The organism is Halomonas faecis (assembly GCF_010993975.1).
Classification (GTDB): domain Bacteria; phylum Pseudomonadota; class Gammaproteobacteria; order Pseudomonadales; family Halomonadaceae; genus Halomonas; species Halomonas faecis.
In genome coordinates this window covers 16,236-40,979 of record NZ_JAACZO010000006.1, presented here as the reverse complement: position 1 = coordinate 40,979, position 24,744 = coordinate 16,236, and the positions used below count along the sequence as shown (strand labels likewise).

Sequence of the window (24,744 nt, the reverse complement as noted above, 5' to 3'; positions counted from 1 at the left end):
TGGCCGGCCCGCGCCCTTCTCGACCGGCACCACTCCATCCGGCCCAAGGGCATCGCTTCAATGATGGCGGCGTTCGCCGGGGCTTTCAAGCCAATTGTGCAATCGGCGAGTCGACTTATGAGCGTGAAGGGTACTGACGACGGGTATGGACCACGTTGACGATTTCGATCCTGGTCGCTGCAACCCGATAGACGATCACGTAATTGGGATGTGCCACGAGTTCTCGCGTACCGGAAACCCTGCCAACTTGATACAGGTACGGATGCTCGACCAACGCCAGGGGCGCAGATTCCAAGCGAGCTTTCAGGTTGCGGGCAGCCGCGGGATTCTCATCGGCAATGAAGCTCACGATATCTGCCAGATCGGCAATCGCCTCATCCAGCCAGACAATCGTCAGCATCGAGCCCGCTCGCGGTGGCGGCGCTCAGCCTTGGCAATGATCGCATCCATGCGCGCCATCACCTCATCATGCGGCACGCCCGGCCCAGGGTTGGAAAGGCTTGCCTCGACCTTGGCGTGAAACCAGCGATCATATTCGTCTGCCTGCTCTTGAGTTTCGAATTCCGAAACGATCGGGTCCAGCGGGGTGGTCATGGCTCGCACTCCGAGCATGGGTTTAGCGACAGTGTAGCGCAGAGCCAACCAGCGATAACAGTGTCGGAGCGTGCTCGAGCTGGCCCCTGGGTAGTGATGAGGGGGTGCGGAAAGCAAGAAAGCGCCCGAAGGCGCTTTCTTGCTCTGGTTCAGACCCTCGAGGGCCCGAGCCGATGACTGGTGGGTCGTGTAGGATTCGAACCTACGACCAATTGGTTAAAAGCCAACTGCTCTACCAACTGAGCTAACGACCCGCAACACGGCACGGTGGCCATGTCTCAGGTTCGGATGGTGGGTCGTGTAGGATTCGAACCTACGACCAATTGGTTAAAAGCCAACTGCTCTACCAACTGAGCTAACGACCCGTCCGAACGGGTGCAGATAGTACTGATCCGCCCCCGTGAAGGCAAGCGCTTTTTTACCCTTGGTCGAAGCCCTCAGCGGCTTTTCCGACCCTTGGGCTGGCGCATCGCTTGTACCGGCTTGCGTTTGTGCTTGTCGCGGCTCCAGCGGTTCTTCTCGTCCGGCGTGAGTTCCGGCACCTTGCGCGATGGCAGGTCGGCGGCGGCCGCCAGGTCGTCGACTTCCTCTTGGGAGAGCTCGACCCACTCGCCCGCCTTGGCGCGCTTGTCGAGGAAGACGTTGCCGTAGCGAACCCGCTTGAGGCGGCTGACCGTCAACCCCTGGGATTCCCACAGGCGGCGCACTTCGCGGTTGCGCCCTTCGGTGATGACCACGTGGAACCAGGTGTTGATGCCTTCGCCGCCGAATTCCTGAACGTCGGTAAAGCGCGCCGGGCCGTCCTCGAGCATGACGCCCTCGACCATGGCGACTACCTGCTCCTTGGTGACCTCGCCCATGACGCGCACGGCATACTCGCGCTCGACCTGGGTGGAGGGGTGCATCAGCCGGTTGGCCAGCTCGCCGTCGGTGGTGAACAGCAGCAGGCCGCTGGTGTTGATGTCGAGCCGGCCGATGGCGATCCAGCGCTCGCCCTTGAGGCGCGGCAGGCGGTCGAAGACGGTGCGCCGCCCTTCCGGATCCTTGCGCGTGCACAGCTCGCCTTCGGGCTTGTTGTACATGATCACGCGGCGCGGCGTCTCTTCGGCGCCGCGCAGGGTCACGGGGCGCTCGTCGAGGGCGACCTTGTCGTGCATGGCGATGCGGTCGCCGAGGGTGGCCACCTTGCCGTTGACCTTGACGCGGCCGTCGGCGATGGCGGCTTCCATTTCGCGCCGCGAACCCAGCCCGGCGCGGGCCAGAACCTTCTGCAGTTTTTCCGTGGTGGTGCTCATGAGTCGTCGGGTGTCTCATCGGGGGTGGATTCCGCCCCCGCTCCGCCGTCTTCGTCGACGCTGGAGCGGGCACGTTCGGCCAGACGCGCTTCGAGATCGGCGAAGCTGAGTCTCGGCCGTTCGGACGCCGTCTCGGCGTGTTCCGCATCGGCCGAGTCGGCCGCTGCGGTGGGGGCGTCGGCATCGACCGCCGCCTCCGGGGTTTCGTCATGTTGCGGCGCCACGCCGGCGGCCTCTGTCTCCGCGGCCTCTTCCGGCGATTCGTCGGCCTGGGCCAGCAGTTCGCTCTGCGGCGGCGGCGGTGCCTCTTCGCGTTCGTAGTCGGTGTCGTCGAGGCCCTTGAGTTCGTGCATCGGCGGCAGTTCGTCGAGGGTCTTGAGGCCGAAGTCGTCGAGGAAGGCCCGCGTGGTGGCGTAGACCGCGGGGCGCCCGGGCACGTCGCGATGGCCGACCACGCGAATCCAGCCGCGCTCGGCCAGGGTGCGCATGATCGAGCTGCTCACCGACACGCCGCGCACGTCTTCGATGTCGGCACGGGTGACCGGCTGCCGATAGGCGATCAGCGCCAGGGTCTCGAGCAGCGCGCGGGAGTAGCGCTGGGGGCGCTCTTCCCACAGCCGCGACACCCAGGCGGAGAGCCGCGGCCGAATGCGCAGCTGGTAGCCCGAGGCCGTTTCCAGCAGCTCCATGGCGCCGCGCTGGTGGCGCGTGGCGAGCCGCGACAGGGCCTCGCGCAGGGCGCTGCGCGGCGGGCGCTCGTGATCGTCGAACAGCGTCTCGAGCCGGTCGAGGCCGAGCGGTTCGCCGGCGGCGAGCAGGGCCGCCTCGACGATCTCGTCCAGCGCTTCGGGATATTCCATGGCCGTCATGCCGGCGCCTCTCCCTCGTCTTCCGCGAAGGGGCTTTCGCCGGCTTCGCCCTCTTCCGTTTCCACCGCTTCCAGCGGTTCCTGCTCATCCAGCCGCGCGCGAACGTGGATCGGCGAGAGCGGGGCATTCTGCACGATTTCGATCATCGCTTCCTTGGCCAGCTCGAGAATCGCCATGAAGGTGACGATGACCCCGGCACGCCCCTCTTCCAGAGTGAACAGCGCCTCGAAGGGGGTGAAACGCTCCCGCGAGAGCCGCTCCATGATGCCCAGCATGCGCTCGCGGGTGGAGAGCGCCTCGCGGGCGATATGGTGCACCTGGTTGAGCTCGGCACGCTTGAGAATGCCGGCCAGTGCGCCGAGCAGCTCGTCGAGCTCCACCTCGGGGTGGATGACCCGCGCTTCCAGCGGCGGCAAGCCCGGGCGGGCCGGAAACCAGTCGCGGCCCAGGCGCGGCAGCTCGGCCAGCGCCTCGGCGGCGCTCTTCAGCTGTTCGTACTCCTGGAGACGGCGGATCAGCTCGGCGCGGGGGTCGTCTTCTTCGTCGTCGCCACCCTCCTTGGGCGGCCGCGGCAGCAGGGTGCGCGACTTGATCTCGGCGAGCATCGCGGCCATCAGCAGATACTCGCCGGCCAGTTCGATCTCCATCGCCTTCATCAGCTCCACGTACTCGATGTACTGGTGGGTGATGGCGGCCACGTCGATGGCCAGGATGTCCAGGTTCTGGCGGCGGATCAGGTAGAGCAGCAGATCCAGCGGGCCCTCGAACGCCTCGAGGAACACCTTGAGCGCTTCCGGCGGGATGTAGAGATCGTCGGGCAGCTGGGTGATCGGCTCGTCGAACAGCCGCCCCAGCGCCTCGACCTGCTGGGTCGCTGCGGTGGAATGCTCGGGGCTGGCGGTATCGGGGGTGGCGCTCACGCGGCTGACCTCTCCGGGTACGCAGGATCAACGCGCCAGTTTAGCAAGATGGCGGCAAGGTAGACAGCGCCGACTCACGAGCCAGCCACCCCGGCTCGATGCCTGCTACGCCACGGCTTGTCGATGGCGAGTCATATCACCACGCCCCGCCAAGATACCCTCGACAGACACGTCTTCGTCGATCTCATCCCAATGAATCCCTCTAGGGCTGAGCTCATGATCGCGCAGCTGCTCCGGCGTAGCATTCAACAAACGTGGATACCACGCGAGCGGCACCCCAATGATACGGCCATCGCTCAGTTCGACCCAGAAGCTGTCTGCATCGAACGTCACGCGCTTAGGCGAAGTAGTCATACCAGGCTTCCTCCAGTGTCTTGCGATGTTTCACGACCAGTGTAGTGATTTTACGCAGCGATTTGGCATCGAAACCATCGTTGCGGGCCAGCTGCACCTCCGGCACGAGCCAAAACTTGGCCTCTGCCCCCGCTTTGAAAACGTGTATATGTGGTGGTTCACGCGGGTCGCCCTCATCCGAGTAGAAGAAAAATTTGTACCCATCCAGACGCAGAACGGTTGGCATGACTCTCCCCTGTCGTAACCCCCTCGCTTGGTTGACCGCACGAAATCCCGCAACGGCTCCAAATCTCAACTGTCGCACAGATCACTGGTGACATCTTGGTACCAACTGGGGCTGCCCCCTTCTGTTCCACAGCCGGTCAGTCAATTATCCACATTGATGGATGTCGACCTTGGCTACAGGCATTACCTAACACTAACTTAGGCCTGCTACGCGTCGGTCTGTCGATGATCCCTCGGCGCGCACGAGCCGTCTCATACGCCGGCAACCAATCGTCTGGTACAAACCGATAAACGCCGTTTCGAATTGACCGACGTCATGAAATTGCCATCGCTAAGGGTCAATATTCGCCTCTACCGCGGGGGACGACACCGAATTCCGACTCGACAGGAGGCCACCATGCCGACTCCATCTGCCACAGCTGCCCGGCTGGTCTTTCAATGCGATGAACTGCTGGCCCTCGCCAAAGCCCATGAAGGCGGCGAGCTGGCGCGCTACCGCCGACTCGCCTTCGGCTTTCTCACTTTCAATACCGCCATCAGCCGCTTGATGGCCTCGCTGGGCATCGAATGCGAGAAGCGCCTGGACACGCTTCGCCATGCGGCACGCCAGCAGGAAACCGAAGCCACGCCATTCGACGGCAACGACCGACGGCCGGCGGTCGAGACGCGCCACGCCGCTTCTCCCTTCGGCTTCATCAGCCACTACGGCATGGCCATCGACACGCTGCATCAGGCAGTGGCCGATGCCGACTATTCGCGGCGCTTCTATGAACACCTGCAGATGGCCAGCGCCGTTCCGGCTTTCCATCCGACCCTGACGGCCATCATCAAGCAGAAACGCGTCGAGTGCGACGTACTACAGGAATACCTGAGTTCCAGCGACGACCTGCGCTATCGCGCTTCGGTCGGCTGAACGGTCGAGCGGGCGACCTGCCGGCGCCACGGGCAGCACAGCGCTGCCCGTGACGGGCCCGGCAGAATGCCTGCCACCAGTGACGCCAGCCAAGCTCAGCCGACCCACACCCGCGCATTGCGGAACAGGCGCAGCCAGGCGCCGTCCGTGGTCCACTCGGCCGGGCGCCAGGAGTTGGTGACGGCGCGCACCACGCGCTCGGGGTGCGGCATCATGATGGTGACCCGGCCGTCGGGGGTGGTCAGGCCGGTGATGCCGGAGGGCGAGCCGTTGGGGTTGGCCGGGTAGCGGGTGGTGACCTGGCCATGGTTGTCGACGTAGCGCAGGGCCACCTGGCCGCCGCCCTGCATGCGCCGCAGATGAGCGCTGTCGCGGAATTCGGCGCGCCCTTCGCCATGCGCCACGGCGATGGGCAGGCGCGAGCCTTGCATGCCGGCCAGCAGGATCGATGGGCTCTTCTCTACCTGCACCATGGCCGTCCGGGCCTCGAACTGTTCCGACTCGTTGCGCACGAAGCGCGGCCAGGCCTCGGCACCGGGGATCAGGTCCTTGAGCTGGGCGAGCATCTGGCAGCCGTTGCACACGCCCAGCGCGAAGCTGTCGTCGCGGTCGAAGAAGGCGGCGAACTGCTCGCGGGCACGCGCGTTGAACAGCACCGACTTGGCCCAGCCGCCCCCGGCGCCCAGCACGTCGCCGTAGGAGAAGCCGCCGCAGGCCGCCAGCCCCTGGAATTCGGTCAGCGTCACGCGGCCTTCCAGGATGTCGCTCATGTGCACGTCGATGGCCTCGAAGCCGGCACGATCGAAAGCCCAGGCCATTTCCACCTGGCCGTTGACGCCCTGCTCGCGCAGCACCGCCACCGCCGGGCGGGTCCGATTGAGATAGGGCGCGGCGATGTCCTCGTCGACATCGAAGGTGGGCTGCGCGGAAAGCCCCGGGTCGCGGTCGTCGAGCAGGCCGTCGAATTCGCTCTTGGCGCAGTCGGGATTGTCGCGCAGCGCCTGCAGGCGGTAGCTGGTCTCGGCCCAGGTGCGCTGGGTGAGCAGCCGCGTGGTCTCGAGCAGCGGCTCCTCGAAGAGGGTGACGCGCACCTGGTCGTCGTAGCGCGGGCGGGCGATGACGCCGCAGGTTTCGATGCCGGCGGCGGCGAACTGCGCCAGCACCGCTTCGGTGTGCTGGCGGTTCACCTGGATCACCGCGCCGAGCTCTTCGGCGAACAGCGCGTCCACCGCTTCGACCGGCTCGTCGATCAGCCAGTCGAGCTTGATCTCGAGACCGGCGTGGGCGGCGAAGGCCATTTCCAGCAGGGTGACCAGCAGGCCGCCGTCGCTGCGGTCGTGGTAGGCGAGCAGCTTGCCTTCGGCGTTGAGCCCCTGGATGACGGCGAAGAAGGCCTGAAGGTCTTCGGGGTCGTCGAGGTCGGGGCAGACATCGCCCACTTGGCCGTAGACCTGAGCCAGCGCCGAGCCGCCCAGGCGGTTCTGGCCGCCGCCCAGGTCGATGAGCAGCAGGTCGGATTCGTCCTGCTCCAGATTGATCTGCGGGGTCAGAGTCTTCAGCGCGTCGGTGACCGGCGCGAAGCCGGTGACGGCGAGGGTGAGCGGCGAGGTGACGCTCTTCTCCTCGCTCTCGCCCTTGTCGTTTTCCGCTTGCCAGGCGGTGCGCATGGACATGGAGTCCTTGCCCACCGGAATGGCGATGCCCAGCCGGGGGCAGAGTTCCATGCCCACGGCATGTACGGCATCGAACAGCGCCTGGTTCTCGCCGGGGTGATCGGCGGCGCTCATCCAGTTGGCGGAGAGCTTGATGTCGCCGAGCTTGGCGATGGGGGCGGCGGCCAGGTTGGTGATCGCTTCGGCCACGGCCAGGCGGGCGCTGGCGGCGGGGTCGATCAGCGCCACCGGTGGCCGCTCGCCCATGGCCATGGCTTCGCCGGCGTGGGTGTCGAAGCTGGCCGTGGTCACCGCGACGTCGGCCACCGGTACCTGCCAGGGGCCGACCATCTGGTCGCGGGCCACCATGCCGGTGATGGAGCGGTCGCCGATGGTGATCAGAAAGCTCTTGGAGGCCACGGCGGGCAGGCGCAGCACCCGCTCCATGGCCTCGCGCAGATCGAGGTTGTCGAGCATCACGCCGGGCAGCAGACGCTCCTCGCGGGAGAATTCGCGGGTCATCTTGGGCGGCTTGCCGAACAGTACGCTCATCGGCAGGTCCACCGGCGTGCTGTCGAAGTGCCCGTCGTGCACGCTGAGCCGGTGGGCCTCGATGGCCTCGCCGACCACGGCGTAGGGGCAGCGCTCGCGCGCGCACAGCGCCTCGAAGGTGGCGAGATCTTCCGGCGCTACCGCCAGCACGTAGCGCTCCTGGGCCTCGTTGCACCAGATCTCCAGCGGGCTCATGCCCGGTTCGGCATTGGGCACGTCGCGCAGTTCGAAGCGGCCGCCGCGGCCGCCATCCTTGACCAGCTCGGGCAGGGCGTTGGAGAGCCCGCCGGCGCCGACGTCGTGAATGAAGCGGATGGGGTTGGCCTCGCCCAGCGCCCAGCAGCGGTCGATGACTTCCTGGGCGCGGCGCTCGAGTTCGGGGTTGTCGCGCTGCACCGAGGCGAAGTCGAGATCGGCGCTCGAGGCCCCGGACGCCATGGAGGAGGCCGCGCCGCCGCCGAGACCGATCAGCATCGCCGGGCCGCCCATCACGATCAGCTTGCCGCCGACGGGTATCTCGCCTTTCTGGACGTGCCCCGCGCGGATGTTGCCGTAGCCGCCGGCGAGCATGATCGGCTTGTGGTAGCCGCGCCGCTCGATGCCCTCCGCCCCCAGGGCGTCCTGCTCGTAGGTGCGGAAATAGCCGGCGAGGTTGGGGCGGCCGAACTCGTTGTTGAAGGCGGCACCGCCGATGGGGCCTTCGAGCATGATCTCGAGCGCCGACTGGATGCGCTCGGGCTTGCCGTAGTCGAAGGCTTCCCAGGGTTGCACGTACTCGGGAATGCGCAGGTTGGAGACGGTGAAGCCGGTCAGCCCCGCCTTGGGCTTGCCGCCGATGCCGGTGGCGCCTTCGTCGCGGATCTCGCCGCCGGCGCCGGTGGCCGCGCCCGGATGCGGGGCGATGGCGGTGGGGTGATTGTGGGTCTCCACCTTCATCAGGATGGGAATCGGCTCGTGCCGGGCGGCGTAGCTGGCCCGCTCGCCTTCCCGGCCGGTGAGCGGTGCCGGGAAGAAGCGCGGCGCCTCGGTGCCTTCGATCACCGCGGCGTTGTCGCTGTAAGCGGAGAGGATGTCGCCGGGCGACTGCTGGTAGGTGTTCTTGATCATCGCGAACAGCGAATGCGGCTGGGCTTCGCCGTCGATGCGCCAGTCGGCGTTGAAGATCTTGTGCCGGCAGTGTTCGGAGTTGGCCTGGGCGAACATCATCAGTTCGACGTCGCTGGGGTTGCGGCCAAGCTCCCGGAAAGCGCTCACCAGGTAGTCGATTTCGTCGTCGGCCAGCGCCAGGCCCAGCTCGCCGTTGGCCGTTTCGAGCGCTTCGCGCCCGCCTTCGAGCACGTTAACCTGGCCCAGCGGGGCCGGCTGGTGGTGGGCGAAGAGCTTGGCCGCATCGCTGGCATCGGTGAGCACCGATTCGGTCATGCGGTCGTGCAGGGTGGCGACAATGGCCGTGAAGGCCGCTTCGGACATCGGTGCCTTGAGGGCCACCCGGTAGGCGATGCCGCGCTCGATGCGTCGCACCGCGGAAAGGCCGCAGCCATGCGCGATGTCGGTGGCCTTGGACGACCACGGCGACTGGGTGCCGATGCGCGGCACCACCAGCAGCAGTTGCCCCTCCCGCGGCCGGGCCTCGCTGGCGGAATGTGACGGGTGAGCCCCGTAGTCGAGCAGTTGGTCGAGCAGACGCCGGGCATCGGCCGACAGCTCGCCGTCGTGGTCCACGAAGTGCACGTACTCGGCATGGAGCGACTCAACCTCGGGAACTCGCGCGCGCAGGGCAGCCAATAGCTTGGCGTGACGAAAGGCGGAAAGGGCGGGCGCGCCTCGAAGTTCGAGCATGTCTTGAAGCCTCTGAAGCAAGCGAAGGAAGGGGGCGCCGCGAACGGCTGACAGAGGCGACATGATACTGGAAAGCGAGGGGCACGCGAAATGCGGCAGATGACAGCCGCCGCGGGGGCCGTTAAGGTGAGGCTCTCATCGCCGAACATCGCCTGCATGCCTGGATTCTCGAGCCGTTTCACGCCGGGCCGCCTGCGCCGCGCCATCGTTTTGCTGGCGTCGGCCGCGCTGTGCCTGATTCCATACCGCCCCGCGCCGCCTTCCGATGGGCTGCTGGAGGCGGTGCTGGCGCGCGATTTCCTCAGCGTGCACACCCGCAACACCCCCACCACCTACTACGAGGGCCGCCACGGTCCCACCGGCTTCGAATACGATCTGGTGCGACGCTTCGCCGATCACCTCGGCGTCAGCCTGGACCTGGACGCCAGCCACCATATCGACAGCGTGTTCGAAACGGTTCGCAACGAGGGCGATCTGGGCGCTGCCGCGCTACCCCTCGATCTCGATCGCGAAGGGGTGATCTTCAGCCAGGCCATCTTCGACCTGCAGCCCTTGCTGGTCTATCGCCGCGGCCTGCCCCCGGTGACCGGATTCGATGAGCTCGACGGCCTCGAGATCGGCACCATTCGCGGCTCCGGCGCCGACCGGGTGCTGCGCGAACTGCAGACCGAGCACCCCGACCTGAGCTGGTGGGAATCCGACGACGTGGAGGTCGCCGAGCTGCTCAGCCAGGTGGAGAGCGGCAATCTGGACGCCGCCGTGGTCTACGAGCACCAGTTTCGCATCAACCGCCTCTTCTTCCCCGGCGTGGAAGACGGCTTCACTCTGGGCTCTCCGCTCTCGATGGCCTGGGCCTTTCCCGCACGCGGGGGCCTGGCGCTGCAGCAGGAAGCCAATCGCTTTTTGAGCAAGATGCGCGCCGAGGGCACCCTGGACTCGCTGGTGAACCGCCATTTCGGCCACGACGACTATCTGGAGTACGTTGGCGCACGCACCTTCATCCAGCACGCGCGCGAGCGGCTACCCGACTACGAAGCCCTGTTCCGCGAGGCCGCTCGCGACACCGGCTTCGACTGGAAACTGCTGGCCGCCCTGGGCTATCAAGAATCGCACTGGGATCCGGAGGCCACCTCGCCGACCGGCGTGCGCGGACTGATGATGCTGACCCTGCCCACGGCGGGCGAAATGGAGGTGGACGATCGTCTCGACCCGGCCCAAAGCATCGATGGCGGCGCCCGCTATCTGCGGTCCCTAAAGTCCCGCCTGCCCGAGTCGATAACAGGAGAAGACCGACTGTTCATGGCCATGGCTGCCTACAACGTGGGGCTCGGGCATCTCTACGACGCTCGCCAAATCGCCGAGATGCGCGGTGGCGACCCCGACCGTTGGCCCCACGTGCGTGAAGCCCTGCCGCTGCTGCAGCAGCGCGAATGGCACAGCCAGACCCGGCACGGCTATGCGCGCGGCGGCGAGCCGGTGATCTACGTGCGCAACATCCGTCGCTACTACGAGATCCTCAACTACGTGGACCGCAACCAGCAACAGTTTCTGCAGCTCGACGGCATACCGGAAGATGGCGACAGCGTCAGCAAGTTCGAGAGCGTACCGCCCATTTTGTAAAAGGTCTCCGCCATGCGCCGTTTTGCGTTTCTCTTGACCAGCGCGGCATTGCTCTTGGCTCTGCTGGCCATGGTGCAAGCGGTAACCCGGCTCGCTCCGGCCCATGCCCTCGTCCAGCCACTTCTCATCGCCAGCGTGGCCGCGGCGCAACTGCTGCTGATGCTGCGCTGGCGCCTCATCGGCCAGGTGCTGGCCGCCGTTGTCATGACGGTCCTGGCGGTCATCCTGCTCAGCTACATGCTGCCGGAGCACTGGATTTCGCTGCGCGCGTGGAATCGTCTTAGCGATTGGCTCGCTCCCGAGCTGAGCCTCGAGGCCTGGCGCCCGGCCCTGCTGGTCACCCTCACCCTGTCGCTTCAGGCCACCGGCATACTCACGCATGCCCGCGCCGCCCTGGGCGGGCCTTTGCTGCTGGGCAGCGCCGCCATGCTGCTGGCCATCCAGCTGGGCGAACACTATGCGCCCGACGACATGCACCTGCTGCGCTATGCGGGGGACCTGAACCACCAGTCGATGCTCTGGTTGCTGCTGGGAGGGCAGCTCCTCGGCGCGTTGTCGCACTGGCGGCCCAGCGACCTCACGCTGCGCCGCTCGCTGTGGCCCTCCCTGGTCCTGGCGAGCCTCACTCTGCTGTTCTGGCATCAACAGAAGAGCGCCACGGACAGAACGCTGCACGCCGAGGTTCAAGCGGAGGGACAGGCCCTGGCCGAGCAGTTGACCCGTGACATCGACGCCCATCTGGACGCCATGGAACGTTTCGCCAACATCTGGACGCTCTTCGACCAGTTGCCCGGTCGCCTCGACTGGGCCAACCAGGCGGCGCCCTACCATCGCGACTTCCGCTACATCCTCAACATTGCCTTCGTGGATCCCGACAGCCGCATCCTGCGCGTACACCCACCCAATGGCCTCAACCAGCGCGCCCTCGGGGCCCGGCTCTACGACGCCCAGCCGGCCGGTCGGGCCGCCGTCAGTCAGGCGCTGGAACACCAGCGCGCCGGACGCACCGAGGTGATCGAACTGCTGCAGGGCGAGCCCGGCATCATTCACTATCTGCCCATCGTCGTCGGTGCCGAACGGCGCACCCTGGGCGCCGTCGCCATGGCCATGAGCCTGCCGAGGCTGGCCGAAACCCTCTTCGAAAGCGTGGACGTCCGGCAGGCCCGTTTCACGCTGCAAACCGGCGGCCAGGTCCTCGCCCGGCGCGGGCCCGACGCCCTGCTGGGGCCCTGGCAATACACCACCCAACTGGACATCGCCGACCGGCCGCTGACCCTGACCATGCAGCCCAGCCAGGCCAGCCTGCTGGCACGGCAAACCCGCTATCCCACCGTCAGCCTCATCGTCGGCCTGACCCTGGCGATTCTGCTCTACCTGGTGCTGTATACCTACGGCACCCTGGAGCGCCAGCACCGTCGCGTTCACGTGGCCAACAGCGACCTGCGCCGGGAGATTCGCACGCGTACCCAGCTGCAGCGCGAAGTCGAATGGCTGGCCCGTCACGACGAGCTGACCCAGCTACCCAACCGGCGGCTGTTCATGGAGACCCTGGGGGCCCATGCCGATAGCCGGCCGCTCAGCGTGCTGATCTGCGACATCGACCACTTCAAGCGCATCAACGACCACCATGGCCATCTGGTCGGCGACCGCTTCCTGAATCGGCTCGGGCAGATCGGCCAGGCCGCGGTGGCGCCCCATGAGGGCCTCTTTTCGCGCTACGGCGGGGAGGAGTTCGTGGCCTGCCTGCCGGGCGTCCCGCTCGAGGAGGCCGAGGCGATCGCCGAAGTCATTCGCCGCAGACTCGAGCAGGCCGACCTGCACCACCACGACGGCAGCGCGCTGACGGTGAGCATCGGCGTGGTGACCCTCGTTGCCGGCCCGCTGGATGTCGCCGTACTGATGCAGGCGGCCGACGACGCCCTGTACCGTGCCAAGCACGAAGGGCGCAACTGCGTTCGCACCGCCCGGCCGCTCGACCTTTCGTCGCCGTCATGAGGCATCCGGCGTCGAGCCGTCGCGCCGCGCCGCGAAGAAGGTCTTGATCAGCCGCGCCGCACGGCCGGCCAGCACGCCTCCCTCGACCGTCACCCGGTGGTTGTGCCACGGCTGAGCGAACAGATTGGCCTTCGATTCGACCATCCCGGTGCGCGGCTCGGCGGCACCGTAGACCACGCGGGCCAGTCGCGCATGGATGATCGCGCCGGTGCACATCAGGCACGGCTCCAGGGTCACGTAGAGGATGCAGCCGTCCAGGCGGTAGTTGCCCAGCCGCTGGCCGGCATCGCGCAGCGCCCGTATCTCGGCATGGCCGCTGGGGTCGTGACTCGACACCGGCGCATTGTAGCCGGCACCCACTATCTCGCCGCGGTCGTCCACCACCACCGCTCCCACCGGCACCTCTCCGGCCGCCAGAGCCTGGTGGGCCTGGTCCAGCGCGCGGTGCATGTAGAATTCGTCGCTGCGCATCGACGCCGACTCCGTGTATCCTGAAAGTCTTGAAACAACCGTATGATAACCCCCTGAGGAGCCGTCCATGTCCGACGCCCTTGATGCGCTCGTCGCCCTGCTCGGCCTCGAGGAGCTGGAGGAGAACCTGTTTCGTGGCGCCAGCCAGGATCTCGGCCTGCCCCAGCTGTTCGGCGGCCAGGTACTCGGCCAGGCGCTCTCCGCCGCCACCCATACGGTGGCCCCGACGCGCCGCGCCCATTCGCTGCACGGCTACTTCCTGCGCCCCGGCGACCCACACCGCCCGGTAGTCTATCAGGTCGATGCGGTGCGCGACGGCGGCAGCTTCACCACCCGCCGGGTCACCGCCATCCAGAAGGGGCGCCCGATCTTCTTCTGCAGCGCCTCCTTCCACGGCGAGGAAACGAGCCTCGAGCACCAGACCGCCATGCCCGACGTGGCACTGCCGGAGGACTTGAGCGATGCCGCCGAGGCGCGCCTGGAACGCTTCCCCGGCCACCCCATCGAGTTTCTGCACCTGGGCGACGAGGCCGAACCCGGCCAGCCGGCGCGCAAGCGGCTGTGGTTCCGGCTCACCGGCGAGCTGCCCGACGACCCGGCGTTGCATCGCTACCTGCTCGCCTACAGCTCGGACTTCAATCTGCTGACCACGGCGCTGGTGCCCCATGGCGTCACCTTCCGCGACCCGCGGCTGCAGATCGCCAGTCTCGATCATGCACTGTGGTTCCATCGCGACGTGCGCATCGACGAGTGGCTGCTCTACGACATGGACAGCCCCTGGGCCGGCGGCGCACGCGGCTTCGCCCGCGGCAGCCTGTACGACCGCCAGGGCCGGCTGGTCGCCTCGACCTCTCAGGAAGGGCTGACGCGAATGCGTGAGTGAACTTGGCAGCGCCGCCACGGCGGCGCTATCATGCCGCCATTGCCGCAATAGCTCAGTTGGTAGAGCAACGCATTCGTAATGCGTAGGTCGGTGGTTCGAGTCCACTTTGCGGCACCAACGAGCGTCAACCGCCACCCTGGGCCAAGCCCGGGTGGCGGTTTCGCGTCATGGCTCCGGCAACGCGCTTCGGTATTCGCCGACCGGGCTCATGGGAATCATCCGAGCAATTCCTGGGCTTCCAGCAGCGTCAGCCGGCCGGTGTCGAAGGCGCCGGTATCGAGGTAGTGCACGTTCCCCAGCCGCACCGGCTGGGGGACGATGGTGTGCCCCACCGCCACCGCATCGACCCCGGTTACCGGCGTCGCATCCTGGCCGGCAATGCGGCGGCGGCCCCACACCAGTTGATGCATCAGCGCTTCGTCGGCCGTCTCGATCTGCGCCCAGTCCGGTGGCGGCTCAGCGTGCACGATGCCGAGGCGCTGGCCGGCAACGACCACCTCCCGCACGTAGGGCAGCCGCACCAGAGCTGAATCGAGCCGCCGACGCACCGCATCCAGGTCGTGGTCACGCACCCAAGTGCCCCCGTTCATCAGCCACGCGCCCCAGTCGCCGCCATCAATAGCCGCCTGCGCAAGCGCTTCATGATTGCCGCGCACCCCGAAGAACCACGGCTCCAGCGCCAGCGACAGGCAGGCGAAGGAGTCCGGGCCCCGGTCGATCAGATCGCCCACCGAAAAGAGCCGGTCTCGCGAGACTTGGAAGTCGACCCGGTGCAGCGCTTCATCGAGCAGCCGGTATTCGCCGTGGATGTCGCCGACGACGAAATCCCGACCGTGACGGTTCTGGGCATGGTGTTGGATCATCGCGGCTCCTTGCAGCCCACCGCTCAGGTACGCAACCCGCTCGACGGTTGGCCGCCGGGACGCCGCCGCGGCTCGGGCACGTCAGTGGAGAGCTCCAGTTCGTGCTCCTCGCCTTTTTGCCAGTAGCGCAACTGGGCCTTCTCGCCGCGCGACGTGCCACGTACCAGTTCGAGAAAGTGCATCGGCGTGGTGGGCACCTCACCGTTGACCTCGAGCAGCAGTGCTCCGGGGGCCAGGCCGGCTTCAGCCGCTTCTCCTTGGGCCTCGCTGACCAGCACGCCTTCGTCGTCGGGCAGTTCCAGCGCGGCGCGAAGCTCCTCGTCGAGCGGCGTCACCGTGATGCCCAAGGCTGCCACCACCTGATCCTCCAGCCCCCGATATTCGATCTCTCGGGCTGCCTCCAGCACCTGCGGCGCCACATGAATGGAAGCGCCGGTATTCAACGCCACGGCAATGGCATCGCTGGGACGACTGTCGATGCGCACCGGCTCACTGCGGTCTTCCAGGCGAAGTTCGAGCATGCCGAAGAAGGTGCTGTCCTCGATGGCGTCGACATAGACGCGCTCCAGGCTGGCATCGAGGCCGGCCAGCACGTCGCCCAGCAGTTCATGAGTGCGGGGGCGACTCGCGCGTTCGCCGTGGAGGCTGCGCAGGATGGCACCTGCCTCATTGGGACCGATGAAGATGGGCACCACTTCGCGGGCCCCGGGCTCGCGCAGCAGAACCACGGGTAGGCCGCTCATCCCGGCCACGCCCACCGTGGCGACCTCCACCTCGACCATCGTCTCGGGGTCGACGGCAAGATCGCGAGCCGCCAGCGTGCCGCTCATCGTCAGCATCGCCACGCCCAGCCAGATGACACCCTGGGACAGCCGCGATCTCCAACGCCATGGCATGGGAACCTCCTTGGCAGCGACGGATCGCACCTGCCGCTGCACGCGCTTGGGTTCCTTCAGGATGGCAGCCGACGCCGGCTCCCGCCATTCACCGACGGCACGGCTTCACGACTTGCCAGCCGTGAAGCCGCCGTCGACCATCAGATGGGCGCCAGTGACAAAACTCGCCTCGTCGCTGGCCAGGAACAGAAAAGCACTGGCCACTTCCTCGGGGCGCCCCAGACGACCCAGGGGATGCAGGTCGATCAGCCCCTGGAGCAGTTCGTCGTCCAGTGCCTCGAGCAGCGGTGTATCGATATAGCCCGGACCGATGGCATTGACCCGCACTCCCTTGGGTGCCGCCTCGATGGCCAGCGTGCGAGTCAGGTTGACCACGCCGCCCTTGGCCGCGGTGTAGGCTGCCGTCTGCGACTGACCGAACACGCCGAGGATGGAAGCGCAGTTGACGATGCTGCCCTGCCCTTGGCGATACATCACCCGCAACGCCGCCCGGGCCACCCGGAAGACGCCGTTGAGATTGATGTCGATGACCTCGAGGTACTCTTCGTCGCTCACCTCATCGGTGGGGGCGATACCGCCGATTCCGGCATTGTTGAAGACGGCATCGACCCTGCCGAATGCCGTCACGGTCTCTTCGAAGAGACGATCCACCTGAGCGGTCTCGGTGACATCGCAGGGCTCGAAACGGCAGCGGCCCGGGTATCGCACGTCGAGCTCAGAGGCCCGCTCGGCCCCGACGCTATCCTCGATGTCGGCGATGACCACCCGCGCTCCTTCCGCCAGACAACGCTGCGCGCTGGCCAGACCGATACCGCTGGCGCCTCCGGTAATGATGATGACTTTGCCTTCCACTCGCATGACCGCTCTCCTCGCAATACCGGAAACTTGGATGGTGGGCTTCAGTGTAGCTGTCAGACGGCTTCGTGCAGAGCTTCCTACCCTGACGCATCAAAGCCTTTTCACCCCGTCTTGACCTTCATCAGTTCGTTCCAGCGCGTGGTGTAGCGCGAACTGAGCCGCTCGCAACGCAGCTGCCAGGCGCTGTTCTCGCAGGGTAGACCGAAACGCACGGTGTCCCGCCCCATTTCGCGATTGAGCCGATCCACCACCGCCATCAGGCGCATGCTGCGCTGTTTCTGCGTTGCATCGTGCGCCGCCTCGAGCAGCGAGAGCTGGCGGCGCTCACGGTCGACCAGGTCGAGCAGCGCCACGCCGCACTTCTGGTAGCGATAGCCCTGGCGATACAAGGCCGCCAGGGCACGGCGAACCACTGCCAGCAGCTCGTGGGTGTCGTCGCTGGCACGGGCCAGAGGCACCACCAGGCGATTGCCGTACTGGGGCTCGTGGACCTGGTGCGGATTGGTGCGCAAGAAGACCATCACCGCTCGAGCGAGACTGCCTTGGCCACGCAGCTTCTCGGCGGCACGGGCGCCGTGCTGGCGCAACGCCGCGGCGAGTTCGTCATACTCGCCGGTCAGGCGGCCGAAGGAGCGCGATACCATGAGACGCTGGCGCGACTCGGCCAGATCCTCGAGCTCGATGGCCGCACGGCCGCGCAGCTCCCAGACGATGCGCTCGAGCACCACCGAGAAGTCGCGGCGTATCCGCTGCGGGTCGGCCTCGCGCAGCTGCCAGGCGGTGTGGATGCCCATCAACGCCAGCCGTTCGCCGGTGCGCCGCGCCACGCCCCATAGCTCGGTGGCCGGCAGTTGCATGAGCAGTGCTCGGGTGGCTGGGGCATCGGCTTCCAACCGGCACACGCCCTCGTAGGCAGGCACTGCCTTGGCCGCCCGATTGGCCACCTTGGCGAGCACGCGGGTGGGCGCCACGCCCACGCCAACGGGAATGCCGGTATCGCGGCGCACTGTCTCACGCAGGCGCTGGCAGTATGCCTCCAGGCTGCCCGGGTCGAAGCCGTCCAGGCCGACGAAGCTCTCGTCGATGGAGTAGACCTCCACGTCCGGCGAGAACTCGCCAAGTACCGCATTCACACGCCGCGACATGTCGCCGTACAGTGCATAGTTGCTGGACAACAGCGCCGCCCGCCGTCGGATGGCCGGCGGCAACAGATGCAACGGTGCCCCCATGGCCACGCCCAGTGCCTTGAGCTCGGCACTGCGGGCGACGACGCAGCCGTCGTTGTTGGAGAGCACGCCCACCGGCCGCCCCTCGAGGGAGGGATCGAAGACGCGCTCGCAACTGACGTAGAAGCTGTTGGCATCGACCAGGGCGATCATTCGTGCCCTCCCGGCAGCGCCGGCAGGGCGTGCACCACATGGGTGACCACACCCCATACATGGCACTCGCGCCCCGCCAGCGGAATGGGGGCGAAACGCGGGTTGCTGGCCACCAGCAGGAGGCGTTCGCCGTCCCGTGCCAGGCGCTTGACGGTGGGCTCGCCATCCACGGCGATCACCACCACCCGGCCCGGCAGGGGCTCGAGGCTGCGATCCACCACCAGGAGGTCGCCGTCGTGAATGCCGTCGCCCTGCATCGAGTCGCCTTCGGCACGCACGAAGTAGGTGGAGGCCGGGCGGCGCACCACATGGTCGTGGAGGTTGAGTTCGACATCCAGGTGATCGTCGGCCGGGCTGGGAAAACCCGCTCGCACTCGACAGCCGAGCAGTGGCTGAGCGCCGTGGTGCGATTCGACGGCAGCGCACGCCACGATGCGCGGCGAGCAACGGGCTACGAATGACATGACGCCTCCTGAATCTGTATTTAAATACAGTATTCAGGAGACGTCCTGCCTTGGCAAGATGGATCGCGCTCAGCGACGACGGCTGGCCAATTCGTTCCAGAAGTCGTAGACGGCCAGCAGCACGCAGCCCAGGGTGAACAGAATCAGGTCGATGTGCGGCACGAAGATCGGCACCGTGATCAGAAAGGCGATCAGCCCGCACAGCGCCACGACGGCAAGAATCTTGTCGGTCATTAGCCGGCCTCCTGAGAAAGGGTGCGCACCAGCCAGCGCGCGGTGCGCAGCAAGCGAGCCTCTTGGCCCGGCGGTGCCACCAGCTGTACGCCGATCGGCATTCCGTTGGCCCCGGTCATCAGCGGCAGGCTGATGGCCGGCAAGCCGCAGAAGGTCCACAGGCTACAGAAGACCGGGTCGCCGGTGCTCTCGAGCCCGATGGGTGCCTCCCCGGTGGCCGACGGCGTGACGATGACGTCGAAGCGGTGGAAGAGCGGACCCAGCGAATCGCGCAACACCCGCCGCATGTCGCGGGCTGCCAGGTAATCGGGCGCGCGCATGGCTCGTCCGTCGGCCACCAGTTCACGCAATTTCTCGCTGACCTGGTCCGGGGCCCGGTCCACGTAGTGGCCGAGGTTGCGCGCCATCTCGGCTGCCATCACACCGCCCAGCCAGCCGACGCCGCGTCCGAACGGCTCGGGAAGCTCCACCTCGGCGGCGGCGCCTCCCAGAGCCGGCGCCAGCTCGCCGAACGCATCGCGCATGGCCGCATCGGCACGCTCCCAGAATGGCGTTCTCACGAGAGCCAGGGCCGGCGTCACCGGCGGCTCCGTCAGCGCGGTGGCCGTGAGCGGACCCGGGTTTTCCCGGGCATCGTCGTCCCGGTCATCCGGCCCCATGAGCGATTCGATCAGGGCGGCATCCTCGATGGAGCGGGAGAAGATACCGAGCTGGTCGAGGCTGGGGGCCAGCGTGAGCACGCCGCTTCGCGGCACGGCACCGAAGCCGGGCTTGAAACCGACCACCCCGCAATAGGACGCCGGCCGAATCACCGAGCCGTTGGTCTGGCTACCCAGCGCCAGCGGCACCATGCCGGCCGCCACCGCCGCCGCCGACCCACTGGAAGAGCCACCCGGCGTACGCGAGGGATCGTGCGGGTTGCGCGTCTTGCCTGGGTGGAAATACGCCAGCTCGGTGGTCACCGTCTTGCCGAGAATGACTGCGCCGGCATCGCGCAGGCGACGGATCACCGTGGCGTCCTCGAAAGGCCGCCGCCCTTCGTCGATGGGCGTGCCGTTGCCGGTGGGCATGCCCTTGACGTCGATGATGTCCTTCACCCCTACGGGCACCCCGTGCAGGGGGCCCAGGGGCAGCCCGCGCTGGCGGCGCCGGTCGCGCTCCTTGGCCTCGAGCATGGCCTTGTCGCGATCCAGGAAGGCCCAGGCGCGAACCTGCTCTTCTTGGGCATCGATGACATCGAGACAGGCGGCGACCAGATCGGCCGAGGTCAGCACCCCTTCGGCGATGCGCCGGGCCGCCTCACTGGCGGTGAGTGCGGCCATTTCCTGAGCGGGATTGCGCTTAGCGCCCATAAACGACCTCCGGCAGCCAAAAGACGATCTGCGGCAAGTTGTACAGCACGATCATCGCCAGGAACACCATGGCCAGGAACGGCATGCAACCGCGGAATATCTGGGTCAGCTGCACCTGCGGTGGCGCAATACCCTTGAGATAGTACGCCGACATCGCCATGGGTGGCGTCAAGAACGACGTCTGCAGGTTGAGTGCCACCAGGATACCGAAGAATAGCGGGTCGATGCCGAAATGCGGCAGCAGCGGCAGGAAGATCGGCACGAAGATGATGATGATCTCCGACCACTCCAGCGGCCAGCCGAGCAGGAAGATGATGAACTGCGCCAGCAACAGGAAAGTCAACGGCGAGATGTCGAGCCCGGTGACGAACTCGGTGATCAGGTGCTCGCCCCCCAGGTAGGAGAATACCGAGGAGAACGTCCAGGAGCCGACGAACAGCCAGCACACCATGGCCGTGGTCTTCATGGTGAGGTAGACCGCTTCGCGCAGCCGCTGCCAGGTCAAGGCCCGGTAGACCGCCGCCAGCAGCAGACCGCCGAGCGCGCCCGCCGACGCCGCTTCGGTGGGCGTGGCCAGACCGAACAGGATGGAGCCCAGCACCGCCATGATCAGCACCGCCAACGGGACGAAGGAGGTGAATACCATGAGGATCAGCTTTCCGGTGGGCACGTCCCCGACGTCTTCCTCGCGAGGCTTCGGCGCCACCGAGGGCTGCAGCAACGCACGCCCGATGATGTAGATCAGGTAGAGCCCGGCGAGCAGGAAACCCGGCAGCAGCGCCCCAGCATAGAGGCGCACGATGGACACCCCCGAGGCCGCCGCATAGACGATCAGCATGATCGAGGGCGGAATCAGGATGCCCAGCGTACCGCCGGCGCAGATCACGCCCGAGGCGAAGCTGGTGTCGTAGCGGGCCTTGAGCATGGCCGGCAGAGCCAGCAGCCCCATCAGCGTCACCACCGCCCCGACGATGCCGGTGGCCGTGGCGAACAGCGCACAGGTGATCAGCGCCGCTACGGCCATGGAGCCGGGCAGCCGCTTGGCGGCGATGTAGAGCGTCGAGAAGAGCCGGTCGACGATATTGGCGCGCTCGACGATATAGCCCATGAACAGGAACAGCGGTACTGCGGTGAGCACCTCGTTCGCCATGACCGAGTAGGTCTGATTGACGAAGAGATCGAATATTCGGTTGTTGAAGAAGCCACCGACCCAGGTTTCGATGAGCTCCCAGTTGCCGGCACCGGCTTCCACGGCACGGTCGTAGTCGCGCCACATGCGCCCGGGGTTGAAGTAGGCGAAGTAGCCGAAGAGGACCCCCAAGGCCATCAGCGTGAAGGCAATGGGGAAGCCGAGAAAGATGATGAGGATGAAGATCCCCAGCATCATGATAGCGATCTGAGGATCCGTCATTTGTCGTCTCTCTCCTGGTCGGCCTCATACGACGTGTCGATTTCACCGGCTGCGGCCTGACGCATGAGCTTGTCTTCCAGCTCTTCCACGTCTTCGACGCTCGGCGGCCACTCATTGGTGCGGATGCAGATGATGCAGCGACACACCTGGGCGATCCCCTGAATGAACAGCAGGATGCCGGCCACCATGAGCACGGTCTTGAAATGAAAGATCGGCACGCCCGCCGGGGAGAAGGTGCTCACCTCCAGGTAACGCCAGGAACGCTCGGCGTACTTCCAGCCGGAGATGACCAGGGCCGTGACGCCGGGGTAGAAGAAGATGAAATAGAGCACCAGTTCCACCTTGGCCTGGGTGCGCGGCTGCCACAGTCGATAGAGGAAGTCGCCGCGCACGTGGGCGTTGCGAGCCAGGGTGTAGGCACCCCCCATCATGAAGAGGGTGCCATAGAGGATATAGGACATATCGAAGGACCAGGCGGTGGGCGCATTGAAGGCATAGCGCGATACCACCTCGTAGCCCATACCGAACGCCATGAGCAGAATCAGCCAGGCGAAGGCCCGGCCGAACCAGCTCGTCAAGCGATCGATGAAACGAATGACGTTGATCATAGTGCGAGCACACCTACCGGATCGGCTGGCGTGGCGGTCAGTCGACCGCCACGCCACGCGTGAAAGACGATGAACCTTCCATTCAGGCGCCATTCGGCCTCCCCGGAGTAAAACCGAGGAGGCCGGCGCCGCGCAATCAGAGGTTCAGCTTGCCCGGGAAGTAGTGCTCATAGGCCAGGGCCAGGTCGGGCTTGTTCATGAGCTCGTAATACACGACGCGCTCGACCCACTCACGCTGGCTCTCCATGCAGCGCCGCATGAAGTCGTCTTCTTCGAGCTGAGGAATCAGCTCGTCCCACGCCTGGAGCTGGGCATCGAGGATCTCCTTGGAGGTGCGGTGCACGGTGACGCCATGCTCTTCCTGTAGCGCCTGCAGGTCGGCGGAGTAGTTGTCCAGCGCCGAGGCGGTATTGGACGTGGAAGCGGCTTCCACGCCATGACGCAGAATGGCCTGCAGATCTTCGTCCAGGTCGTCGAAGAAGTCCTTGTTGAACAGGAACTCGAACGACTCGCTGGCCTGGTGGTAAGAAGAGAGGTAGTAGTTCTTGGCGACGTCCTGGGCGCCGAAGCGCATGTCGGAAGACGGGTTGTTGAACTCGAAGGCATCGATGACGCCCCGTTCCATGGCCGGCACGATCTCGCCGCCGGGCAGCTGAGCAACGCTCATGCCCATGGACTGCAAGAGGTCGGCGGCCAGGCCCACGGTGCGATACTTCAGACCCTCGACGTCGGAGACGGAATTGACTTGGTCCTTGAACCAGCCGAACGGCTGGGCCGGCATGGGGAAGCCGAAGAAACCGTAGAGGTTGAGCCCCAGAATGTCCTGGGTCAGTTCGCGGTAGAGCTCCTCGCCCCCGCCCTGGTAGTACCAGCCGAGCATGGTGTTGGCATCGCCGCCCCACACCGGCCCGGTGCCGAACAGCGAGGCCGCCTTGTGCTTGCCGTACCAATACACCGGTACCGAATGGGCCGCGTCGATGATGCCATCGGCCACTGCATCGAGCACCTGAAAGGCACCGACCACGGCACCCGCCGGCATCAGGTCGATCTGTAGTCGACCGCCCGACATGCGGTGAACGCGATCGACGTATTCACGGGCGAAGTCCATCCAGATATCGCCGGAGGGCCACGATGTCTGCATCTTGACGACGATCGGGCTCTGCGCCAGAACGGCAGGCGCACCGATGGTACTGGCCGCCACGCCGCCGGTGGCCAGCAGCCCCCCCTTGAGGAACTGGCGGCGGGAAGTGGGTTTCTCGGTAACGCCGCCAGCAGTGGGCAGCGTGGCGTCGGATGTCGTCGCGATGGCGGTGGTCGGATTCTTGCTGGCGTCTGTGCGGTTATCCATTGTTGTTTCCTCTTCGTTGCGTACCACAGCGTTGTCGTTATCTTTTGCGGCCTACCAACAGCGGGACAAGAGGCCGCCAAGTGCAGCAAAGGCACTTCGCCTACAGTAAAGGAGAGCCTGACGAAAAGGTCCATTTTCCACTGCTGGAACAGCGTTGAAACGCGGCATTATTCAAGCCGTGCAGCGCTGGCTATGCTGATGGCACTATTGTCTGAATTCACCTTCCACCTCATGGCCAACCTTCCGGCGTGTTACCCTGCCGACCCTCCCACTTCGCGTGCAGGAATAGCGCCATGAAATACCTAGGAGCCCATGTCAGCGCCGCGGGCGGCCCCGACAAGGCGGTCGAGCGCGCCGTGGAAATCGGCGCCGATGCCTTTGCCCTGTTCACCAAGAACCAGCGCCAGTGGCGGGCCAAGCCCCTGACCGACGAGGCCATCGAGGCCTTCCGGGCTGCCTGCCGCGAGCACGGCTTCGGGCCCGGCCAGATCCTTCCCCACGACAGCTACCTGATCAATCTCGGCCACCCCGATGCCGCCGGTCTGGCCAAGTCGCGCGACGCCTTTCTCGACGAGATGCAGCGCTGCGAACAGCTGGGCTTGACGCTGCTCAACTTCCACCCCGGCAGCCATCTCAAGAAGATCAGCGAGGCCGAATGCCTGACGCGCATCGCCGAGTCGATCAATCTCGTTCTGGATCGAACCCGGGGCGTCACCGCGGTGATCGAGAACACGGCCGGTCAGGGCACCAACCTGGGCTGGCGCTTCGAGCACCTGGCCGAGATCATCGAGCAGGTCGATGACAAGTCGCGGGTCGGAGTGTGCATCGACACCTGCCATGCCTTTGCCGCCGGCTACGACCTGCGCACGCCCCAGGCCTGCACCGCCACGCTCGATGAGTTTGGCGAGGTAGTCGGTTTCGAGTACCTGCGCGGCATGCACCTCAACGATGCCAAGAGCGAGTACGCCAGCCGTGTCGATCGTCACCACAGCCTGGGCCAGGGCAACATCGGGCTCGATGCCTTCACCACGATCATGCGCGACCCGCGCATCGACGAGATCCCGCTGGTGCTGGAGACCATCGAACCGGCGATCTGGGCGGATGAGATCGCCTGGCTGCGCGCTCAGCTGGGGTAGCGGCAACGTTGCA

Annotated in this window: 24 protein-coding genes and 3 tRNA genes; 6 read left to right on the top strand and 21 right to left on the bottom strand. The window is 66.2% G+C overall.

The annotated features are described in order from the left end of the window. Nucleotides 1-115 precede the first annotated feature (115 nt). The 9 genes from GFD32_RS03790 to GFD32_RS03750 form a co-directional block, all read right to left on the bottom strand. Nucleotides 116-400: a type II toxin-antitoxin system RelE/ParE family toxin gene (locus tag GFD32_RS03790; RefSeq protein WP_163575239.1), complete on the bottom strand. Its 285-nt coding sequence runs from the start codon at nt 398-400 to the stop codon at nt 116-118. After that, nucleotides 394-594, bottom strand: a complete 201-nt coding sequence (gene relB, locus GFD32_RS03785; protein ID WP_163575238.1) for a type II toxin-antitoxin system RelB family antitoxin — start codon at nt 592-594, stop codon at nt 394-396. The genes GFD32_RS03790 and relB overlap by 7 nt, the downstream gene beginning before the upstream one ends. Before the next feature lie 178 nt (nt 595-772). Next, nucleotides 773-848: transfer RNA gene (locus GFD32_RS03780), tRNA-Lys, on the bottom strand. Between the two features lie 35 nt (nt 849-883). After that, nucleotides 884-959, bottom strand: a tRNA-Lys gene (locus GFD32_RS03775). Nucleotides 960-1,031: 72 nt separating this feature from the next. Then, on the bottom strand, nt 1,032-1,889 hold the full coding sequence (gene rluB, locus GFD32_RS03770; protein ID WP_163575237.1) for a 23S rRNA pseudouridine(2605) synthase RluB: 858 nt from the start codon (nt 1,887-1,889) through the stop codon (nt 1,032-1,034). Next, a complete protein-coding gene (gene scpB, locus GFD32_RS03765; protein ID WP_163575236.1) occupies nt 1,886-2,758 on the bottom strand; it encodes an SMC-Scp complex subunit ScpB in 873 nt (290 codons plus the stop codon). Before scpB ends, rluB begins: the two co-directional genes overlap by 4 nt. Next, the gene (locus GFD32_RS03760; protein ID WP_407081067.1) at nt 2,755-3,678 is read right to left on the bottom strand and encodes a segregation and condensation protein A; all 924 of its coding nucleotides are present in this window, start codon (nt 3,676-3,678) and stop codon (nt 2,755-2,757) included. Before GFD32_RS03760 ends, scpB begins: the two co-directional genes overlap by 4 nt. Nucleotides 3,679-3,783: 105 nt before the next feature. After that, entirely contained in the window at nt 3,784-4,032 is a 249-nt protein-coding gene (locus GFD32_RS03755; RefSeq protein WP_163575235.1) for a DUF2442 domain-containing protein, read from the bottom strand. Then, nucleotides 4,016-4,258, bottom strand: a complete 243-nt coding sequence (locus GFD32_RS03750) for a DUF4160 domain-containing protein (protein ID WP_163575234.1) — start codon at nt 4,256-4,258, stop codon at nt 4,016-4,018. The genes GFD32_RS03755 and GFD32_RS03750 overlap by 17 nt, the downstream gene beginning before the upstream one ends. Before the next feature lie 396 nt (nt 4,259-4,654). Between GFD32_RS03750 and GFD32_RS03745 the strand changes: the two genes are divergently transcribed. Continuing rightward, nucleotides 4,655-5,170: a hypothetical protein gene (locus tag GFD32_RS03745; protein WP_163575233.1), complete on the top strand. Its 516-nt coding sequence runs from the start codon at nt 4,655-4,657 to the stop codon at nt 5,168-5,170. 95 nt (nt 5,171-5,265) lie between these two features. On the opposite strand, the gene purL is transcribed toward GFD32_RS03745, so the two are convergent. Then, nucleotides 5,266-9,213 (bottom strand): phosphoribosylformylglycinamidine synthase, encoded by a 3,948-nt coding sequence (gene purL / locus GFD32_RS03740; RefSeq protein WP_163575232.1) that lies wholly within the window; start codon nt 9,211-9,213, stop codon nt 5,266-5,268. A 156-nt stretch (nt 9,214-9,369) separates the two neighbouring features. Between purL and mltF the strand changes: the two genes are divergently transcribed. Continuing rightward, the gene (mltF, locus tag GFD32_RS03735; protein ID WP_163575231.1) at nt 9,370-10,833 is read left to right on the top strand and encodes a membrane-bound lytic murein transglycosylase MltF; all 1,464 of its coding nucleotides are present in this window, start codon (nt 9,370-9,372) and stop codon (nt 10,831-10,833) included. Between the two features lie 12 nt (nt 10,834-10,845). Further along, on the top strand, nt 10,846-12,828 hold the full coding sequence (locus GFD32_RS03730) for a GGDEF domain-containing protein (RefSeq protein ID WP_163575230.1): 1,983 nt from the start codon (nt 10,846-10,848) through the stop codon (nt 12,826-12,828). Here GFD32_RS03730 and tadA read toward each other — a convergent pair. Next, nucleotides 12,823-13,299, bottom strand: a complete 477-nt coding sequence (tadA, locus tag GFD32_RS03725) for a tRNA adenosine(34) deaminase TadA (protein WP_163575229.1) — start codon at nt 13,297-13,299, stop codon at nt 12,823-12,825. The two genes, GFD32_RS03730 and tadA, sit on opposite strands and share 6 nt — an antisense overlap. A gap of 67 nt (nt 13,300-13,366) precedes the next feature. On the opposite strand from tadA, the gene GFD32_RS03720 reads away from it, so the two are divergent. Next, the gene (locus GFD32_RS03720) at nt 13,367-14,182 is read left to right on the top strand and encodes an acyl-CoA thioesterase (RefSeq protein WP_163575228.1); all 816 of its coding nucleotides are present in this window, start codon (nt 13,367-13,369) and stop codon (nt 14,180-14,182) included. 41 nt (nt 14,183-14,223) lie between these two features. Beyond that, a tRNA-Thr gene (locus GFD32_RS03715) sits at nt 14,224-14,299 on the top strand. A gap of 98 nt (nt 14,300-14,397) precedes the next feature. On the opposite strand, the gene GFD32_RS03710 is transcribed toward GFD32_RS03715, so the two are convergent. From GFD32_RS03710 to GFD32_RS03665, 10 genes are all read right to left on the bottom strand, one after another. Further along, nucleotides 14,398-15,045: a metallophosphoesterase gene (locus GFD32_RS03710; RefSeq protein WP_163575227.1), complete on the bottom strand. Its 648-nt coding sequence runs from the start codon at nt 15,043-15,045 to the stop codon at nt 14,398-14,400. Nucleotides 15,046-15,068: 23 nt separating this feature from the next. Beyond that, entirely contained in the window at nt 15,069-15,941 is an 873-nt protein-coding gene (locus GFD32_RS03705) for a bifunctional nuclease domain-containing protein (RefSeq protein WP_163575226.1), read from the bottom strand. A gap of 105 nt (nt 15,942-16,046) precedes the next feature. Next, nucleotides 16,047-16,799 carry an SDR family NAD(P)-dependent oxidoreductase gene (locus tag GFD32_RS03700; RefSeq protein WP_163575225.1) on the bottom strand — a complete coding sequence of 251 codons (753 nt, stop codon included), beginning with the start codon at nt 16,797-16,799 and terminating at the stop codon, nt 16,047-16,049. A 101-nt stretch (nt 16,800-16,900) separates the two neighbouring features. Next, nucleotides 16,901-18,178, bottom strand: a complete 1,278-nt coding sequence (locus GFD32_RS03695; RefSeq protein WP_163575224.1) for a Y-family DNA polymerase — start codon at nt 18,176-18,178, stop codon at nt 16,901-16,903. Beyond that, nucleotides 18,175-18,642 (bottom strand): LexA family protein, encoded by a 468-nt coding sequence (locus GFD32_RS03690; RefSeq protein WP_163575223.1) that lies wholly within the window; start codon nt 18,640-18,642, stop codon nt 18,175-18,177. Before GFD32_RS03690 ends, GFD32_RS03695 begins: the two co-directional genes overlap by 4 nt. A 69-nt stretch (nt 18,643-18,711) precedes the next feature. Then, nucleotides 18,712-18,876: a hypothetical protein gene (locus tag GFD32_RS03685; RefSeq protein ID WP_163575222.1), complete on the bottom strand. Its 165-nt coding sequence runs from the start codon at nt 18,874-18,876 to the stop codon at nt 18,712-18,714. Beyond that, a complete protein-coding gene (locus tag GFD32_RS03680; protein ID WP_163575221.1) occupies nt 18,876-20,228 on the bottom strand; it encodes an amidase in 1,353 nt (450 codons plus the stop codon). The genes GFD32_RS03685 and GFD32_RS03680 overlap by 1 nt, the downstream gene beginning before the upstream one ends. Further along, the gene (locus GFD32_RS03675) at nt 20,218-21,639 is read right to left on the bottom strand and encodes a TRAP transporter large permease (RefSeq protein WP_163575220.1); all 1,422 of its coding nucleotides are present in this window, start codon (nt 21,637-21,639) and stop codon (nt 20,218-20,220) included. The genes GFD32_RS03680 and GFD32_RS03675 overlap by 11 nt, the downstream gene beginning before the upstream one ends. Then, entirely contained in the window at nt 21,636-22,247 is a 612-nt protein-coding gene (locus GFD32_RS03670; protein WP_163575219.1) for a TRAP transporter small permease subunit, read from the bottom strand. Before GFD32_RS03670 ends, GFD32_RS03675 begins: the two co-directional genes overlap by 4 nt. A 136-nt stretch (nt 22,248-22,383) precedes the next feature. Continuing rightward, on the bottom strand, nt 22,384-23,595 hold the full coding sequence (locus GFD32_RS03665) for a TRAP transporter substrate-binding protein (RefSeq protein WP_163575218.1): 1,212 nt from the start codon (nt 23,593-23,595) through the stop codon (nt 22,384-22,386). 293 nt (nt 23,596-23,888) lie between these two features. Here GFD32_RS03665 and nfo point away from each other — a divergent pair, with 293 nt between their 5' ends. Next, nucleotides 23,889-24,731: a deoxyribonuclease IV gene (gene nfo / locus GFD32_RS03660; RefSeq protein WP_163575217.1), complete on the top strand. Its 843-nt coding sequence runs from the start codon at nt 23,889-23,891 to the stop codon at nt 24,729-24,731. Nucleotides 24,732-24,744: the final 13 nt, after the last annotated feature.